The sequence below is a fragment of the Flavobacterium oncorhynchi genome, from assembly GCF_002217355.1.
Taxonomy (GTDB): domain Bacteria; phylum Bacteroidota; class Bacteroidia; order Flavobacteriales; family Flavobacteriaceae; genus Flavobacterium; species Flavobacterium oncorhynchi.
The window spans coordinates 146875-162610 of the sequence record NZ_MUHA01000007.1 but is presented as its reverse complement, the minus strand read 5'-3'; the positions used below and the strand labels follow the sequence as shown (position 1 = coordinate 162610).

The window sequence follows — 15736 nt, the reverse complement described above, 5'->3', positions numbered from 1 at the left end:
TGCAAATTTAATTTATTAGACGCTAATTCCTACCTTTTTCGTCGGAATATAATTCGTTCAACGGATCACTCTGCCAGAACTCTTTAGTATCAATATCCATAATTGTCAACGGGCCTTTAAAAGCAGCGCCAGTGTCAACATTCCAAACACAAGCCCTTTGTACAGGTACAGTCTGCCCAATTCGGGTAACAGGCGTATGCCCAATATAGATTTCTTTATAAACCGTAAAACGTTTCGGATAGTACAAATCATCTGGTTTTAAGTTTGGATCTAATGAAAGCGCAGTTTCCCATAGCGTTCTATCCCAATAAAACAGTTTCGGAAAGTATTCCCAAACAACACCATTTAAATTAGTAAAACCGGCATGTACAAATAGACGATTTTGATCATCTAAATAATAATCTTTAAGCGTTTCTAAAAAAGCAATATGTGTTTTCTTTTTTTCTTCAGATACTTTAGCGTAGCCTTCAACGGTTGCTCTTCCGCCATGTTTATACCACATTTCTTCATCAAGGTCATCATGTCTGTTTTCAAGCCATTCTAAGGCCAATTGATCGTGATTTCCTCTAATGCAGATGCAGTTTTGTTTGCTTTTTAAGTTAATCAAATAATCGATCACTTCTGCTGACTGACTCCAGCCATCAACATAATCACCTAAAAATATAAGAGTATCTTTTGGAGTAACTTGAGCTTTTTTAATCACTTGCTCAAGTGCGAGTAATCCGCCGTGTATGTCGCCTATAACAAATGTTCGCATTTTTAAAAATTTCGGGTATTAACTACAAAAATAAATAAAATGATTTGTTTGGAATCATTTAGTTGTTAATCTTTAAAAATTGATACTATTTATAACAGCAGAAGCTCTCTAGTTATAGGTTTCCTGTTTAAATTTGCATCATGTCAGACTTGCCAACATATCGAAAAATTATTCATATTGATATGGATGCTTTTTATGCTTCTGTTGAGCAGATGGATAATCCGATGCTGAGAGGAAAACCTGTTGCAGTTGGAGGTTCAGAGAATAGAGGGGTGGTTTCTGCAGCAAGTTATGAAGCTCGAAAGTATGGAGTTAGGAGTGCAATAAGCGGAGTTTTAGCCAAAAAATACTGTCCAGAAATTATCTTTGTCCGCCCAAGATTTGATCGATATAAAGAAATCTCTAGTAAAATTCATAAGATCTTTCATGAATATACGGATTTAGTTGAACCGCTTTCGCTGGATGAAGCTTATCTGGATGTTACACAAAATAAAAAAGGAAATCCCAGCGCAAGCTTATTGGCACAAGAAATCCGATTTAGGATTTTAAATGAAGTTGGTCTAACCGCTTCGGCTGGAATTTCAGTTAATAAATTTGTAGCAAAAATTGCCAGTGATATTAATAAACCTAATGGACAGAAAACAGTAAATCCAGATGAAATTTTGGCTTTTTTAGAAGATCTGCCTATTCGAAAGTTTTATGGTGTAGGAAAAGTTACAACAGAAAAAATGTACCACTTGGGCATTTTTACAGGATTAGATTTAAAAAGCAAATCGCTGGAGTTTCTGGAGAAACATTTTGGGAAGTCTGGGGCATTTTATTACAATGTTGTTAGAGGAATTCATAACAGCGAAGTAAAAGCACATCGTATTACAAAGTCGGTGGCGGCAGAACATACCTTTGATGTTAATTTATCGTCTGAGATTTTTATGTTGGAGCAGCTTGATAAAATTGCATCTTCACTAGAAAGGCGATTAAAAAAACATAATATTTCGGGAAAAACAGTTACACTTAAAATAAAATACAGCGATTTTACGCAGCAGACAAGAAGTAAAACGATGCCTTATTTTATTTCGGATAAAAGTTTAATTATCGAAATTGTTGAAGAATTACTATATCAGGAAAAAATGAAAGATTCCGTTCGACTGCTCGGTATTTCTTTAAATAATTTAAACACGGAAGAAAAAAAAGCAGTTGTAGTACAGTTAAAGTTTTCTTTTTGAGAAGATTAATAATTGATTAAAATTGTTTTTGTTTCTTTATTTGTGATGAATTTTCTTCTTATATTTGAGTTGAAATTTAGATAAAATCAAATATCTGAGCATGAAAACAAACTTATCTGAGGAGACTTCGGATCGTAATTCAGTTCCTATTTTGGCGTGGGATTTTCATTGTGAGTATTTTAGAGAGCTCAAAGCATTTCTTGCAGACTTAAAAAGAATGAATAAAATCTCCAGTCAGTTCGTCTGGAATCAGGAAAACTTTGATATCGAAGAGCGTATTACAAAGGAAGTTGTTTTGGTTACAGATTTGAATTTGAAAATTATTTTTGCTTCAAATGGAATTAAAAAAATGACTGGATATACAGAAGATGAAGTTTTAGGAAAAACACCAAAAATGTTTCAAGGACCCGCTACATCAAAAGTGGTTTTAAATGAAATAAGAGAAGCAATACAACAGCAAGTTCCATTCAATAAAACCCTTAAAAACTATAAAAAAGACGGAAAAGTTTACAAATGCAACATTGATGCAATACCTGTTTATAATCTAAAAGGAAAAGTTTCTCATTTTATAGCTTTCGAAAAAGAAGATAAAAGTGCTTAGTTTTAGGTTCAAAGTTGTAAAGGCTCAGAGTCACAAAAGAAAATCATAAAAGGCTACACACCTTTAAGTTATAGTAAAAAAGAAACCGCCAATTGGCGGTTTCTTTTATTTAAAATCTTAGCAGCTCAGAACCTTAGTTCCTTAGCATCTAAAAAAAATTATAAATTTTCAAAGAAGTCATTTCCTTTATCATCAGTGATAATAAAAGCTGGGAAATCTTTAACGGTGATTTTTCGAACTGCTTCCATTCCTAATTCTTCAAAATCAACAACTTCTACTTTTAGAATATTATCTTGAGCCAAAATAGCTGCTGGTCCGCCAATCGAACCTAAATAGAATCCACCGTATTTATGACAAGCATCAGTAACTTGTTTAGTTCGGTTTCCTTTTGCAAGCATAATCATGCTTCCGCCATGTTTTTGAAATTCATCCACATAAACATCCATACGACCAGCCGTAGTTGGACCAAAACTTCCTGAAGGCATTCCTTCTGGTGTTTTCGCTGGTCCAGCATAATAAACTGGATGGTTTTTAAAATATTCCGGCATTGGTTTTCCTTCTTCAAGCATTTCTTTAATTTTAGCATGTGCAATATCACGTGCTACAATTACAGTTCCGTTTAACTTTAAACGTGTTTTGATAGGATATTGAGATAGTTTTGCCAGCATATCTGCCATTGGCTGATTTAAGTCAATTTCAACCGGAGCTTCTAAATGCGGAGCTGTTTCTGGTAAAAATTGTTTTGGGTTCACTTCTAGTTGCTCAACAAAAATTCCGTCTTTCGTAATTTTTCCTTTGATATTTCTGTCTGCAGAACAAGAAACTCCTAATCCAACTGGGCAAGAAGCAGCGTGACGAGGTAAACGAATTACACGAACATCATGTGTAAAATATTTTCCTCCAAATTGAGCGCCAATTGCACTTTCTTGGCAAATTTGCTGTACACGTTCTTCCCATTCGTGATCGCGAAACGCCTGACCAGCCATGTTTCCTGAAGTTGGTAAATGGTCATAATAGCCTGCAGAAGCCTTTTTAACAGCGCTTAAATTCGCTTCAGCAGAAGTTCCTCCAATAACCAAAGCTAAATGGTATGGCGGACAAGCTGAAGTTCCTAAATCTTTAATCTTAGTGCGGATAAAAGCATCTAAAGATTTATCGTTTAATAAAGATTTAGTTTGTTGGTATAAATACGTTTTATTTGCAGAACCTCCGCCTTTTGCCATAAATAAGAATTCGTAAGAAGCTCCTTTTTTAGCATAAATATCAATTTGAGCCGGAAGATTTGAACCTGAATTCTTTTCTTCAAACATCGAAATTGGAACGATCTGCGAATAACGTAAGTTACGTTTTTGATAGGTATTAAAAATTCCTTTACTCAACCATTCTGCATCATCAACACCAGTAAAAATGCTTTCACCTTTTTTTGCCATTACAATAGCAGTTCCGGTATCTTGGCAGCTTGGCAACTGTCCTTCGGCAGCAACAGAAGCATTTTGAAGTAAATTGTAAGCCACAAAACGATCATTATCTGTAGCTTCAGGATCGTCAAGGATTTTTCTTAATTTCTTTAAATGCGTCGTTCTAAGCATAAACGAAACATCAGTTAAAGCTTCTTCAGCCAATAACTCTAAACCTTTTGGGTCAACAGTAAGAACTTCACGTTCTCCAAATTGTTCCACTTTTACAAAATCAGAAGTGATTTTGCGGTATTGCGTATCATCCTTTAAAATAGGATAAGGATCTTGGTATATAAAATCAATCATTGCTTTGTTTTTTACAAAGTTAGAAATTATTTACCTAAGAAAGAATTTGAATAAGACTTGTTTTTGAGTGTTTATTCTCGTTTGTGAAATTCGTCAAACGATACTTTTTTCTCGAAATAAACCTTGTCTTTGGCAGAAACTAATTGTTTTTTCCAATGATTGCCAGTTAAGCGAAAAGCAATAGAGTCATAATGTGAAACGGTTCCCATATCGTCATTATCGTCTTCAGGGAAATAGGTTACGGTTTTACAATAAAAAGATTCAGGATTAGATTTCGCATTAGGATTGTCAAATTCAACCCAGCTTCCCCAACCGCCATCGAGCATAGAATCCCATTCATGAACCAGTTGTAAGTCACTGTTTTTTAAATAAAACAAATAATTATTTTGGCTGTAACCGCAGGCAGGATACCCAAAAGTAATTCGAACAAAAGGAGAGTTTTTGGAAGCCGTAGAATTTAATCCATATGTTGCTCCCCATTCAGACCCTTTATCAACGCCGTTAATTGAAATTTTTGAATCGGTGACTTTAGTTTTATTTACATAGAAATCAAGACGGTATTTTGAAGTTACAATGCTGTCTTTATCTGCCGTTTGATTTAATAGATGAGCTAAAATAAAATTGGTTTTTGAGTTTTCTTCCCCTTCAGAAATTGAAATGGTATCTGTTTTTAGAAAATGTTCTTTTGCAGCAGTTGTTTCTGTCTTGGGTTCTGCAGTTGTACTTGTGAGTTGCGTTTCAGGTTTTGGTTTTTGACAGCTTATTAAAAGCAGTAAAAATAAAAGAGCTTGTGGTTTCATTATTTTAAATCGATATTATTTTAGGGCTATAACGAATAATTTCTTTTTTTGATAAAGTTCGGCTAACGAAATACTTTCTCCGTTGAGGTAAAAAAGTTGATTTTGGAATTTAACTTCATTAGGATTAATTAGAAAATAATAATTGTCGCGATCATTAAGAACGCTTAGGTTTTCATAATTTAATTCTATAATTTCAATATAATTTATAATGTTCAGTTTATGAGCTTCTTCCAACGTAATTGAATTATCTTCATATCTTAGAGAAAGTTTATCACCTCCACCAGGCATCCCAAACCACGGAATTGCTTTTGCAGATACCATCGAAATATAATCTGGAACAGTATTAAAGATAAATTGTTTTTTTTCAAAATTCTCAAAAAAATCAGGTAGAGATTTTTTTTCGAAAGGTTCATTGTTATCCCAAAAAAAGATACCCTGATTTTGCCAAGAAGGATCTTGAAGATTTTTCTCAGTATTATTATCCCAATAATGCATATACAATTCACGTGGCATAAAAGTCAGTATAGAATCGTTTATCAGCCAATCAATTTTATTGGGTTCGAATTTATTCTCTTCAATTTTAATTTCTTCTATAGTTTTAACCTCTTCGGGCTTATTTTTTTCGATAGTTTCAATTTCCTTTTTTTTGCTGAAGAATCTTTTAAACATACTTATATTAATTTGATTAAAGGAGAATTAAAAAAACCATGTAGCTACAAAAATCGCTGTAATCACACAAATCAAATCAACCAAAAGCATTGTTCCCAAAGCATAACGTGTGTTTTTGATATTGACAGACCCAAAGTAAACGGCAATTACATAAAAAGTACTTTCGGCGCTGCATTGAAAAATACTGCTTAATCTAGCCGTCAATGAATCTGCTCCAAAAGTATTCATAGAATCAATCAAAAATCCTCGAGATCCTGCTGAGCTAAATGGACGAAGCATTGCTACAGGCAGAGCATTTGTGATTTCTTTACTCACGCCCATATTCGAGAATACAAAGGCAATTCCATTACTTATAATTTCAAATAAACCACTGTTTCTGAATAAAGAAATAGCAACTAACATACCCAGTACATAAGGAAAAATAGTAACACCAGTTTTTACACCATTGTTTGCACCAACTACAAATGTTTCAAAAACAGTTGTATTGGCATCCGTAAATTTTTTCTCGTGAATGAATGAAAAAATCAAAGTAAAAGCAATAATTGCAATCAATATCAGACCTGAAAGATTAGAAGTAAAGTAGTTTTTTCCAATTAAATCTAAATGATTTACATACATCAGCAAACCAACGATAGCAGCAATTAATCCCATTAATACGATAAGAAGAGAAGCGCTTTTAAAATTGATTTTTTGTTTAATTCCCACAATTAAAAAAGCTGCAATTGTACCAATGAAAGATGTAATGATACAAGGCAGCATAACATCAGTTGGATTAGTTGCATTAGCTGCTGCACGATATCCAATAATAGAAGTCGCAATTAATGTTAACCCAGAAGCGTGAAGACACATAAACATAATTTGTGCATCGCTCGCCTTGTCTTTGTCAGGGTTTATTTCCTGTAAACTTTCCATAGCTTTAAGTCCAAATGGAGTTGCAGCCGAATCTAATCCTAAGAAATTAGCAGCAAAGTTTAAAGTCATATAAGATATTGAGGGATGGTTTTTAGGAATACTCGGAAATACCTTTACAAATACAGGACTTAATACTTTAGCCAGTCTTCCAGATGCTCCAGAAACAATTAAAAGTTCCATTAATCCGCAGAAAAAGGCTAGATATGCCATAAGAGGCAGAATTAAATCAAGTAAAGTCGTTTTACAAGTTGGAAGTAAACCATCCGATTTTTGAAGACCGCTGAAAATTTTTACCGTTTTGTTTTTATAAACATAAGTTGTGTCAGCATTAAGCGTATCACGATTGATAATCATCGTTTGATCTGGCGCTTTTTTAATACTGTCCTTGATAAAAGCAGGAAGCTGCTCAATGTATTTTTCTGAAATTAAAATTGGATCATCTTTCTTTCCATTTAAGACAGAATCAATAGTATAAGTATTGGCAGTAAATAAACTGACTACAATAAAGACAATCGAAGAAATAAAAATGACTAACCAGAATCTACTTAATACCATAATGCTGCTTTTTTTTGTAAATGTAATTATTTAGGGATAAAATGCACAAAGATTTTATAATCGAAACAAAAGTATCTCTCACAACTAATAATCATTTAGTGAAATTATGATTTATTCAATGATAATTTTAGTCTCGAGGTAATTTTCAAAAGGCTTAATTGCTTCAAAGAGTATTTCTTTTTTTGAGTTTTTAATTTCATTAAAAAACAGAGTTTCAATTTTTGCGTGATCTCTTTTGATCGTTCTTTTCCATGTTCCAATAACCTTTCCGTTTTCCATAATTATGGGTTTAAAGATACCGTTATTGGTAAAAGCTTTAGTTTGATGCTCTACTAAAATTGAAGCTTCGCGAGTTTTATACGAAATGAGAATTTCATCAAAAGCAGGAAGAAAATGTACGCTTTCGCGAAAGATATTCTCATTAGAAAGATCAGAACCCAACCAATAAGTTTGATTTTCAATTTCAACTGAATTCAATTCTGATGCGATTGAATGAATCGCCAATTTGCAGACTGTAGGCGAAAAACCAGACCACCACGAAAAATCTAGTAAAGTTGCCGGGCCATGACTTTCGAAATAACGTTTTGCTAGTTTTGCCAGTCCCTCTTCTTTTGTTAGTTTAGTATTTGGTCGTTCAACACGTTCTTCAAGAAGTGCATACGTAATTTGTTTGCCATTCATTTTTCCGTTACAAACCAAACCATCGAGTTCTGCATTCATCATAATTGCGGCACTTAGAAAATCTTCTTTCGAAGTTTTTTTAATATCTAGTTCCTGCATTATTTCATCTCGTGTCAAATGATTGTTTCCCGCCAATAGTTTTTCGATCGAAGTATTAATCTGATCTAGTTTTTTGGAATCAAAACCATATTTTTTTGCGGCTGAAGCAGTGAATTTTTTTACTTGCGGTGCTGAAAGATCAAGCATCCAATAAATATCATCTGCTGAAACAAAATGCCAAGTTGGTCTTAAAATATGGGTTCTGATAATCTTGCCAGAATTTACGGTTTCTTCAATTTCCTTTTCAGATGCATCACATCGAGATCCCACAGCCCATTTTGCCATGGCATAATCTTGAGCTTGCATCGCACCTAAATAGTGTACAATTTCTTGTGGAGAACATTTAGTTGTTTTATGCAATTTTTGAGAAACAAGACGGTGATGTGAAATTTCTGAATGAATCATTTTTTAAAATATCAAAATAAACTTTGCACCTCTGCACCTTTGTGCCTTAAAATTAAACGTGAATAATTTCATCGTCAATCAATAAATCTTCACGACGCAGACGAAGAAAAATCTGTGCAACGGCAATCGTATCTTTTTCGCAATACGTTACAATTCGATCAATATCTTTTTCAACATAAAACACATGAGCCACTTGACTGCCGTCAATATCACCTTTTGGCGATGGAACGCCTAGAATTTTAGTTAGTAGTTTTAAGGATGTAAAATGCTTATAATCGCCAAATTTCCATAATTCTAAAGTGTCTAAATGCGCAATTTCCCAAGGTTTTTTGCCAAACAAATTTAGTTTGTCTGGAATTGCAATTTGGTTGATAATCATTCGGCGGGCTAGAAACGGAATATCAAATTCTTTTGCATTATGTCCGCACAAAAGATGCTGCGGCTGATTGAAATGATTGTTCAATAAATTATTAAAGTCTTTCAAGATCTTTTTCTCTTCTCCAAAAAAAGAAGTCACTCTAAAATTACGAATGTCGCTTTTAATAGTAAAATAACCGACAGATATACAGACGATTTTTCCAAACTCGGCCCAAATTCCAGCACGATCGTAAAATTCTTCTGCAGTAAAATCGTCTTTTCGCTGATATTGTGTTTTATGATCCCAAAGCAGCTGCATTTCTGCATCAAGCGAATTGAAATTTTCTTCTTCAGGAACAGTTTCTATATCTAGAAAGAGAATGTTGTTGAGGTTTATTTTTTCAATCATTATTTAGACATCTTAGATGTTAGATTTTTAGACTTCTTAAATTTATAAAAGTACAAAAATCAATCGTTATATAAGAATTAACCTATTTTTTTAAAACAAACTTTGTTGTGTACTCGGACTTTCATGTTCCAAAAGCCATTTTTTACGAGATAATCCGCCGGCATAGCCCGTTAAAGAACCATTTGTGCCAATAACACGATGACAGGGAACTACAATCCAGAGCGGGTTTTTTCCATTTGCCGAAGCCACTGCTCGAATCGCTTTTACATCGCCCAGTTTTTTGGTTTGATCCATATAACTCACCGTTTTTCCATACGGAATTTCAAGTAATGATTTCCATACTTTTTGCTGGAATTCGGTGCCTTTTGGATTTAGTTTCAAATCAAAATCGGTTCTTTTGCCCTCAAAATATTCTTGAAGCTGCAAAACGGCTTCTTGCAAAACGTCAGGAATTGTTTCAGAAACTTCATTTGTGCCAACATCTGAAACTGAAATTACTGAAATACCATTTTCATCTCCAATAATTTTGGTGATTCCTAATGGTGAATTGATATAAACTGTTTCCATAATTTATTGCAAAAGACGTTAAACAAAGTTAAACCATATAAGTGATATAAGAAATTTAAGTTTTTGTTCGTTTTACTAAAGTTAGTAAAGTTTACACTATTGTCACCCTGAGCGAAGTCGAAGGCTTGTAAAAACAAAAGGACTACGACTTCGCTCAGCCTGACATTAGTCGTCTTTAATAATTCTCCAGTTTAAATTGATAGTTTAATTCGTTTTGAATTTTTTCGCTTGAAATAGTCTTTTTTATATCTGATTTTTCAGAACTGAATATCGGCAAAGCTAAATTCAATTCTTTTGCTTTTTGAGTGTAATATTCTTTTCGTGAAGGGTGAAAAGGTGCAGCGGCATTAAAAACTTCATTCCATTTTGATTGTGTGATGATCGCTTCAATTATGCCAATACAGTCATTTTGATGAATAAGATTTACCGGCGCATCTGGGTTTTTAAGATTTTCTTTTCCAGCTAAGAACTTTACAGGTTGTCTGTCTGTCCCAATTAATCCACCGAAACGAAGTATTGTGGTCTCGAAATTTTGATTTTTTTGAAGGATCTGTTCTGCCAAAAGCAATTGAAGGCCGCTTTCGGTTTCTGGATTTGGGTTTGTTTCTTCTGTAATTAAATTGTTTTCATCTCCATATACAGAAGTTGAGCTTACAAAAAGCACTTTTTTGATCGCTGCATTTTCTATAAAGGGAATTAGATTTTCTATTTTTTTGACAAAAAATTTATCGGAAGAATCAGATTTGTTTTCTCTTAATTTGGGCGGAATATCAATAATTAAAATTTCGTTTCCGTCTAAAAAAGCGTCTATACTTTCTGAAATTCCGTCGCTCTCAACCGAAACTAAAAAAGGATTTATGCCTGCATTTTTTAAAATTGAAAGTTTATGTTCAGAAGTTGTTGATCCTTTTACCGAATTTCCTGTTTCAATTAGTTTTTTAGCCAGAGGTAAACCCAGCCACCCGCAGCCCAGTATGCTTATTTTTGCCATTTTCGTGTAAAGATTCAAAGTTGAAAAAGCTCAAAGTTAAAACTTATAAAAGACTTTTTATGCTTGTCTTGCGATTGTTTCAGGATGTTTGCAAGAACAACTAAAGATCGAGTAAAGAAGATTTTTGAAAAAAGGAAGGGCAGTACTTAATTTAAAAGCCTGCCCTGAGATTTAATTTTCGACCAAAGTTTTTAAACTTTGAAGTATTGGATTTTCGTCACCTTGAGGTTCTTCTTGAACGGCTCCAGGACGATTGTCTTCTTGAATTATTTGTAGTTTTACTTTGTTGCTTTCTTCAAATAAAATATAACTCATTATGTAATAATTTTCTGGTTTGTCTTCTAATTCTGGACGTGGAAAAAACAAAGAGTATTTTATTTTTTGATTTGGAACAATTTCTAAAATACTGCCCCATTGCTCAAAGACTTGACCTTCCCATTCATTTCTAAAACGTATTTCATTACCTGTTTTCCAGTCTGTAATAAGTTCGCTGCCATATTGCCACTGTTTTACCAGATCTGGTTTTGTCAATGCATTCCAAACTTCTTCAATAGATGCATTTAATATTGTAGTTGAAATGTTTGTTGCCATAAAACTATTGTTGTTTAATAACTGGTTTTAAACTGTCTTTTGCAATAATTGTAGAGTCTTTTACAGTTGCAGCAGGGGGTAAAACTGGTGCCGGCGGCGTATATCGTTTTATTTTTTGTTGAATTAAAACCGCATCATTTAAAACAAAAGGTGTCGGCATCATCCAGTCGCTTCTAGGTTTGATTTTAAGCAACGGATTGGATAACAAATCAAAAGAACTCTCTATTAAATCCATATCAAAAATAGCCGATTTGTTAATATAGAAATCCAAAACAAGAGGTTCATTGCCTACAACATAATAACATAAAAGGCGCATTCCTTCTCGCTCTAAACGATTTCCTTTTTCGCCCGAAGTCGAAACGCCATTTGCCTTAAAGTTGTAAAATGTCATTTTTGGGTTAGCATAAATATCGTATCGATTTACTTTTCGATTAGGAGTAATTTTAATTTTTAAATAGCGATTATTGCCCACAACGCTGTCTTTAATAAAAGAAATAGTTGGTTTTGGCACATCAACAACTGGAGCAATTGCACTGTATGTAAAACCTGAGCTGTATTTACTGCTTAGCGGCAGATTGTTTAATCCTGGAGCTTTTTGATTTTTTTCTCCTAGATAAGCTTTTGTCCAATCATCTAGATTTGTATCGTAAGTAGCCCAAATTGCTGAGTTTGAATTTGCATTGTAGATGTATAATAAACTATTTGATTTTGCTTTTCCTGGTTCATACCCTGAGTGATAACCCGCATAAACAAAAAATCCTATTGAGCAGGCAAAGAAAACCATAAGCCAAACTCCTTTTTTTATGAAAGAGTTAAAAACCGGAAGCAATAATCCGAAAAGCAAAACGGTTAAAATTGCGCTTCCAAAAAGTATTTTTAAGCCCAAACCAATTGGGAACATTACGATAAACGGAGCTACAATTGCTAATGCTGGAATGCTAAAAATCAAGTTTAAACCCAAACCGGAATATTGAGTAAAAACATAGATTGCAAATAATACTATTCCAAAATAAACAGGAATAATTAAAAAACCTGCGCCAGTTAAACTGTTTGCTAAGAAGGCATTTATAATAATCCAAAGAAGCAAAGGAGCCGTAAAATGATTCATAGTTGCTTTTGCATCTGAAAAATGATGATAAAAGGCAAAACAAATGGCGATACTCAATGTTACAAATGCTCCAATATAAGCATGACCATTATAGGTAAAACCGTTTAGTAAATCAGAATATTGCGGATAGATTTCTAAGATAATTTTCCAACCTAAAAAAGTAACTAATCCAGCAGTAATTATAGATCCTAAAAGCGGAACAAAACCTTTGAATATTTCTCTGAAAGTAATTATACGTTTTGCTTTTCCAATAAAAATAAGAATAATCAATAAACCAAAAGCAATAAGAGTCATTGGTGCAACCCATGAAAACGGATAGCTTATAAATGAAAATGGAATATTGAAATATACATTATCTTCTGTTGATGAAGTTTTGTTCAAGTCTGTATTCGCAAAATATTTCAGCAAAGGCATTAAATAAGATCCTTGATGTGCCAGCGTAGTTTTGCTTAAATGGTGAATATCGTCTTGCTGCGTATGATAATTGTAATGTCCGTCGATAAAAGCAAAGTTGAATCCTTGAATATTTCCCTGCTCTCTAAAAACAGTTAAATCAGTATCATTTGGCAGCATTTTATAGATGCTGTACATTAACGAGTTAGAAACGGGATAAGCTGTTTTTGCCTTCGAAAATTCTTGAACAAGCGTTTGATTGCCTTTGTTTGTTTCCATTAACATATAACTTGGCCCGGAAGTTCCTCTGGCTTCAAAGTTTAAGACCAAACCAACGTCTTTTGCCCAAGGATGTTTGTTTACAAAAAGGGCAGCGCCATTTAAACCTAATTCTTCAGCATCTGAAAAAAGAATAATAATATCATTTTTTTGAGGCTGTTTAGCGTATAAAAAAGCACGAATTCCTTCTAGAATCGTGGCTACACCTGATGCATCATCACTTGCGCCTTTTGAAAAAGAATGCGGAGCACTGTCGTAATGCGATAAAAGTAAAAGTGCTTTAGTATTATTAGTACCCTTAATACGGGCTAAAATGTTTTTTGATTTTACTAAAAGACCTTTGTCGTTTAGTGTAAAACCTTCTTGAACACTAGTTTCTAAACCAATTCGATTAAGTTCAAGCTTAAGATAGTTTGCTACTAATTCATGATTTGTTGACCCAACATAATGTGGTTTCTGAGCGATAATCTGCACTTGATTGAAGGCTCTTTCAGTCGAAAAATCAGCGAGTGCTTCATCATTTTTTGACAGCCATTGCGGCATCATTGCGGCATAAATAATGCCTAAAAAGGTTAAAATGCAGACTACTGCCAGAATTGAGGCTGGGTTTTTTTTCATGATGAGTATTAAACTAAATTTCTTTTTTAACAAGCATATAATAATCATTGTCCAAAGAGCGATATCCTTGGTCGTATAGGAAATAGTAGGTATTTCCTGTTTTGGTCAGCAAGATATTGGTAAAGAAATCAAAATCAAAGCCTTTATTAATCATTTTATCTTTTGTTGCTTTTGATTTCCCATCAGTATTTAACTCAGACAAAATACGGTAATTTTTTCGTAATTTATTGTTTACATTACGCATATAATTGTTACTGTCTTTATTTATTTTATTGTTGTAGGCATTTCGGCAGCTGTCTGAGCAGAATTTTTTGTCTTCTCTGCCAACAAGTTTTTCTGAACATTCGAGGCACGTTTTCATTAATTTATTTTTTTAGTTTCATACAAATCTGTTCTTCTGTCTTTTAAAACCCGAACGCTTCCGTGTTCATGAAGTTCTTTGAGCAGATTTAAATCAACATCTACAATCAATGTCATTTCAGTATTTGGAGTTGCTTCCGCTTTAATTCCATTACTAGGAAAAGCAAAATCTGAAGGCGTAAATACAGAAGCCTGTGCATATTGAATATCCATATTGTTTACCTTCGGAAGATTGCCAACACAGCCGGCAATAGCAACATAACATTCATTTTCGATAGCACGAGCTTGCGAACAGTGTTTTACACGCGTGTACGCATTTTGAGTATCGGTTAAAAAGGGAACAAATAAAATATTCATTCCTTCATCTGCCAATAATCTTGAAAGTTCTGGGAATTCGACATCATAACAAATCAAAATACCAATTTTACCGCAATCTGTATCATAGGTTTTAAATTCAGAACCGCCTTTCATTCCCCAATGTTGTACTTCATTTGGAGTGATATGAATTTTTGAATACATTTCAGAAGTTCCGTCTCTTTTGCATAAAAAACCAACGTTGTATAAATTGCCATTTTCCAAGTGAGGCATACTTCCAGTTATAATATTGATATTATACGAAATGGCAAATTCTTGAAAACGCTTTCGAATTGGATCTGAATGACGCGCTAGTTCTCTAATTGCTTCGGCTTCGGATAAATGATTGAAATCGGCCATTAAAGGAGCAATAAAAAGCTCTGGAAACAGCGCAAAATCACTTCCGTAACCCGAAACAACATCTATAAAAAATTCGGCCTGTTCAAAAAGAGCTTCAACATTGTTTAATTGGCGCATTTGCCATTGAATTAATCCTAATCTGATAACACTCTTTTCTAGATTTATAAGTTTAGGACTTTCATCATAATAAACATTGTTCCATTCTAATAAAACCGCAAATTCTTTTGATTCTTCATCACCTTCTAAATAGTTCTTAATAATTCTCAATACATGAAAATCATTGCTGAGCTGAAAAGAAAGTACAGGATCATGAAGTTCTTTATCTTTAACCTTTTCGATATAGTTCTTTGGAGATAATTTTTTAGCGTATTGATTATAGTTTGGAATTCTTCCGGCAAAAACAATGGCTTTTAGATTAAGCTGTTCGCAAAGTTCCTTTCGCGCATCGTAAAGACGTCGGCCCAGACGGAGACCTCGATAGTTGGGATGAATAAAAACATCAATTCCGTACAAAATTTCTCCATTAGGATTGTGAGTTGAGAATGTATAATCGCCAATAATTTGTTTGTAGTTGTGTCTTTTATCGACTAGTTTTTCATCAACAATAAGCGATAATGCCGATCCAACAACTACACCATCGACAAGAATGACTAATTGTCCTTCGGGAAATATCGAAAGTAATTTTTTAATATCACTAGATCTCCAATACGAATTGGCCATTTCAGGATACGCTTCAACCATTGAGTTTTTCAATTGTTTGTAATCTTCAAGAGCTAAATTTCGTAGTTCTACTTTTTTGATTTCTGCTTGCATATCGTAGGATTTATCTCAAATATACAAAAAGATTTCCACTTACAAACGTTTACAAATATTTACAACCGAAA

At 33.6% G+C, this 15736-nt stretch carries 15 protein-coding genes; 2 read left to right on the top strand and 13 right to left on the bottom strand.

The genetic code is table 11. The features are described from left to right. Positions 1-22: 22 nt before the first annotated feature. Entirely contained in the window at positions 23-757 is a 735-nt protein-coding gene (locus tag B0A75_RS06175; protein ID WP_089053425.1) for a metallophosphoesterase family protein, read from the bottom strand. A gap of 140 nt (positions 758-897) precedes the next feature. On the opposite strand from B0A75_RS06175, the gene dinB reads away from it, so the two are divergent. Together dinB and B0A75_RS06165 are read left to right on the top strand one after the other, a co-directional pair. Next, positions 898-1980, top strand: coding sequence for a DNA polymerase IV (dinB, locus tag B0A75_RS06170; protein ID WP_089053424.1), 1083 nt, complete (start codon positions 898-900; stop codon positions 1978-1980). 100 nt (positions 1981-2080) lie between these two features. Continuing rightward, positions 2081-2581 (top strand): PAS domain-containing protein, encoded by a 501-nt coding sequence (locus tag B0A75_RS06165; RefSeq protein ID WP_089053423.1) that lies wholly within the window; start codon positions 2081-2083, stop codon positions 2579-2581. 158 nt (positions 2582-2739) lie between these two features. Here B0A75_RS06165 and B0A75_RS06160 read toward each other — a convergent pair whose 3' ends face one another. From B0A75_RS06160 to B0A75_RS06105, 12 genes are all read right to left on the bottom strand, one after another. Next, a complete protein-coding gene (locus B0A75_RS06160; protein ID WP_089053422.1) occupies positions 2740-4344 on the bottom strand; it encodes a fumarate hydratase in 1605 nt (534 codons plus the stop codon). 71 nt (positions 4345-4415) lie between these two features. Then, the gene (locus B0A75_RS06155) at positions 4416-5144 is read right to left on the bottom strand and encodes a hypothetical protein (RefSeq protein ID WP_089053421.1); all 729 of its coding nucleotides are present in this window, start codon (positions 5142-5144) and stop codon (positions 4416-4418) included. A gap of 15 nt (positions 5145-5159) precedes the next feature. Continuing rightward, the gene (locus B0A75_RS06150; RefSeq protein ID WP_089053420.1) at positions 5160-5813 is read right to left on the bottom strand and encodes a hypothetical protein; all 654 of its coding nucleotides are present in this window, start codon (positions 5811-5813) and stop codon (positions 5160-5162) included. 27 nt (positions 5814-5840) lie between these two features. Next, positions 5841-7280 (bottom strand): nucleoside recognition domain-containing protein, encoded by a 1440-nt coding sequence (locus tag B0A75_RS06145; protein ID WP_089053419.1) that lies wholly within the window; start codon positions 7278-7280, stop codon positions 5841-5843. 111 nt (positions 7281-7391) lie between these two features. Next, the gene (locus B0A75_RS06140; RefSeq protein ID WP_089053418.1) at positions 7392-8465 is read right to left on the bottom strand and encodes a winged helix DNA-binding domain-containing protein; all 1074 of its coding nucleotides are present in this window, start codon (positions 8463-8465) and stop codon (positions 7392-7394) included. A gap of 52 nt (positions 8466-8517) precedes the next feature. After that, entirely contained in the window at positions 8518-9231 is a 714-nt protein-coding gene (locus tag B0A75_RS06135) for a 3'-5' exonuclease (RefSeq protein WP_089053417.1), read from the bottom strand. 90 nt (positions 9232-9321) lie between these two features. Continuing rightward, the gene (locus B0A75_RS06130) at positions 9322-9798 is read right to left on the bottom strand and encodes a methylated-DNA--[protein]-cysteine S-methyltransferase (protein ID WP_089053416.1); all 477 of its coding nucleotides are present in this window, start codon (positions 9796-9798) and stop codon (positions 9322-9324) included. Between the two features lie 175 nt (positions 9799-9973). Further along, a complete protein-coding gene (locus B0A75_RS06125; RefSeq protein WP_089053415.1) occupies positions 9974-10789 on the bottom strand; it encodes an SDR family oxidoreductase in 816 nt (271 codons plus the stop codon). 171 nt (positions 10790-10960) lie between these two features. Then, positions 10961-11380 carry an SRPBCC family protein gene (locus tag B0A75_RS06120; RefSeq protein ID WP_089053414.1) on the bottom strand — a complete coding sequence of 140 codons (420 nt, stop codon included), beginning with the start codon at positions 11378-11380 and terminating at the stop codon, positions 10961-10963. 4 nt (positions 11381-11384) lie between these two features. Beyond that, on the bottom strand, positions 11385-13778 hold the full coding sequence (locus tag B0A75_RS06115; RefSeq protein ID WP_089053413.1) for a M28 family peptidase: 2394 nt from the start codon (positions 13776-13778) through the stop codon (positions 11385-11387). A 13-nt stretch (positions 13779-13791) separates the two neighbouring features. Next, positions 13792-14139 (bottom strand): hypothetical protein, encoded by a 348-nt coding sequence (locus B0A75_RS06110; protein ID WP_089053412.1) that lies wholly within the window; start codon positions 14137-14139, stop codon positions 13792-13794. Continuing rightward, positions 14139-15665, bottom strand: coding sequence for a bifunctional GNAT family N-acetyltransferase/carbon-nitrogen hydrolase family protein (locus tag B0A75_RS06105; protein WP_089053411.1), 1527 nt, complete (start codon positions 15663-15665; stop codon positions 14139-14141). Before B0A75_RS06105 ends, B0A75_RS06110 begins: the two co-directional genes overlap by 1 nt. Positions 15666-15736 lie beyond the last annotated feature (71 nt).